Origin of the sequence: Candidatus Avelusimicrobium faecicola, assembly GCA_900540405.1 — a bacterium.
Taxonomy (GTDB): Bacteria; Elusimicrobiota; Elusimicrobia; order Elusimicrobiales; family Elusimicrobiaceae; genus Avelusimicrobium; species Avelusimicrobium faecicola.
The window spans coordinates 1-2,581 of sequence record UQFW01000087.1; the positions used below are offsets into that span (position 1 = coordinate 1).

General features: G+C 46.1%; 2 protein-coding genes. Both read left to right on the forward strand.

Annotated features, from left to right (window positions below; translation table 11 throughout):
- Positions 1–244 precede the first annotated feature (244 nt).
- Positions 245–1,162, forward strand: a complete 918-nt coding sequence (locus ACQY18_RS06585) for a helix-turn-helix transcriptional regulator (protein ID WP_428039298.1) — start codon at positions 245–247, stop codon at positions 1,160–1,162.
- Positions 1,163–1,617: 455 nt separating this feature from the next.
- A complete protein-coding gene (locus ACQY18_RS06590; RefSeq protein WP_428039299.1) occupies positions 1,618–2,427 on the forward strand; it encodes a hypothetical protein in 810 nt (269 codons plus the stop codon).
- The last annotated feature ends 154 nt before the right edge of the window (positions 2,428–2,581 follow it).

Here is a 2,581-nt window from a genome sequence, read left to right on the forward strand (position 1 = left end):
GGCATAAAAAAACGGCGTGTTATGGTTGGGCATTAGAATAACCAACATAACCGCCGACGCACCTGCCCTATTGGACAGGTGACAATACGATTATTTTGAGGATTCCAAAGTGCCGTCAGATGTTCTCCGTCAGCTCTGCTTGGCCCGAAGCCAAACTTCCTAAAATAAATCACACATTCGCAAGTTTCACTCTGAAAATTATAACATAGTTGACAAGGAAAAGCAAAAAAAACATAATAATTCTATGATTAAATCCGCTACTTTACATAAATTTACACGCATTTTATATTTGCTCAATAAGCTGGATAGAGGGCGCATTACGCTCACGCAAGAGGCCAAAAGCCTTGGGTTTTCCGTGCGTACCTTGCAACGCGATTTGCTGGAAATGGAACGCGCCGGATTTCCGCTATCGGAATTTGCCGCCGGCAGATACACCTTTGCGGAGGGGTTTTCCTTGCGCAAAATGCCGCTGTCCTCGCGCGATAAAGCCCTACTAGCCCTTACCGGCCAGTTGGCGCAATCATTGGGCCCCCAATGGCAGGCCAGTTTCAAACGCTTGAGCGAGCAAGCCGTCCGCCCCGAGGCGCAATCGGTCTACTTTATAAAAATGCCGCGCATGTGGCACACCATTTCGCCCAATGTGCTGGATAAACTGGAACAGGCTATTTTGAAACATCAATATATAGATGTGCATTATACCTCTCAAACCAAACGCGCGTGGAGCCGCGGCCTGCGCCCCTTAAAAATGGCCCTGTTTGACGGGTTCTGGTATTTAATTGCTATCAACAATGTAAATACTTTTATGAAGTTCTCCCTCGGGCGCATTATACAGGTGCGTACCCACAGCGAAACATTCCCGCCCTTTGGTATAGATGAAAAACTGGCCCAAGCGCCCAATATTTGGTTTGATACGGAACAAAAAATAAAAATTAAACTAAAAGTTTCCGACGCGGTGGCGGGTTATTTTAAGGAAGTGGAATTTTTCCCGTATCAAAAAATTGAACAAGAGGAAAAAGACGGCTCGTTGGTGCTTTCGTGCCGGACGGCCAATTTTATGCAGGTGCTTCCGCAAATACAGCGGTGGCTTCCGAACATTCAAGTTATCAGCCCCGCGCCGCTCAAGCAAGCCTTGCAACAAATGCTTAAAAAGTATTTGGAATAACGCCTTTTGCATTTGGGCCCCGTTGCCCACGGCCCCGCCCGTAAGTGCTTAAATGCGCGGTGGCGGGGCCATTTTTTATATAGGGCTTGATTTACCGCAATCAGCCTGCTATACTATAAGCACGCCGCCCATGAACACCGGCTTTTGCCAGGCGCATGGGGGCGCTTTTTTGTGTCCGCTTGCGCGTTTTAACCGCAGTGCCGGCCCAAATTAGGTTCAAAAACATATACCAAAAGGGTTATAATATAAAAAATTCCCGGCATTTGTTTTTGTTCTTATTTTTGTGTGCGCTCCGACGGTAAAAACGGCCTAATTACAAACGCCCGACGGAAAAAATAAATTTTCCGACGGAAAAAAAGCGTTTTTTGGGGGATTTTTATAAAATAACCTAAAATTTTTCTTGCTAAATTCTAAAAATTTATTACAATGAGGGAAAGAAGCAAAGGAGCGTGTGTATGAAAAAACTGCTAGTTCTGCTCATCACGTTATTATTAAGCAACACCGCTGTCTTTTCCCAAAATGCGTACAGGGTTTTGCGTTCTGCCGGCAACCGCGTAGGTAAAGTTGCCAATGTCGGCAACACCCGCATTACGCGCCACATAACAGCACCCGCCAGTTCTGCCAACTTGGCCAAAAAAGTAGTACAGACCTATTCCCCGAACTATACCAACGTATATTTCCGCAATACTACTTTCAGAAACAAATACTGGCCCGCCACTACCATTCCGCAGGTGGTTATCTCTACGGAATTCAAGACGCCTATTTTGCGCAACCCCAGCACGTTATGGGGTAGCTACCGCTATTTGAAAGAGCTGGTGCGCCTGTCTCAAGAGCGCGGCGCCGTGGCAAAAGGCTACGAAAAAAAATGGCGCAACATTCGTGACGTTTCCACCTATCGCGGCGTACACCACATTGTAAACAAAAGTACCTTAAAAGAAATCTATACGCGCAAAAAAATTAAAGCCCAAAACAACCACAAGCCTTACCCCGTCCACTTGGGCGAAATGCAGAATGACGCCCCCGGTATTATCCATCCGTTCCACGGCAACCCGGAATATCAGGTCATGTTCCACAACATTAATCGCCAACTGGCCTTGTATGACGAAGGCGGCGTACGGGCAATTATTCTTGATTATTTTAACAATATGCAAGAATTACACCGGCTTTACCCGCGCGAAGCCCCTGTTATTTACCAAGAAATGGTGGATAACACCTTAAAAGAAGCACAGCTCTGGGCGGAAACCTACCGCTTACGCTGGAAATAAAAAGTATTTAGCAAGGTAATAAAAAACCCCCGGTTTAAGCCGGGGGTTTTTGTAAATCAGGTTGACAACGGCGTGCCTTTCTCCTATACTACTTATGTACCGCTGTTGGCTGGGGTTATTCATAACGCCAGAGTTACCAGCGGTATATTTATTT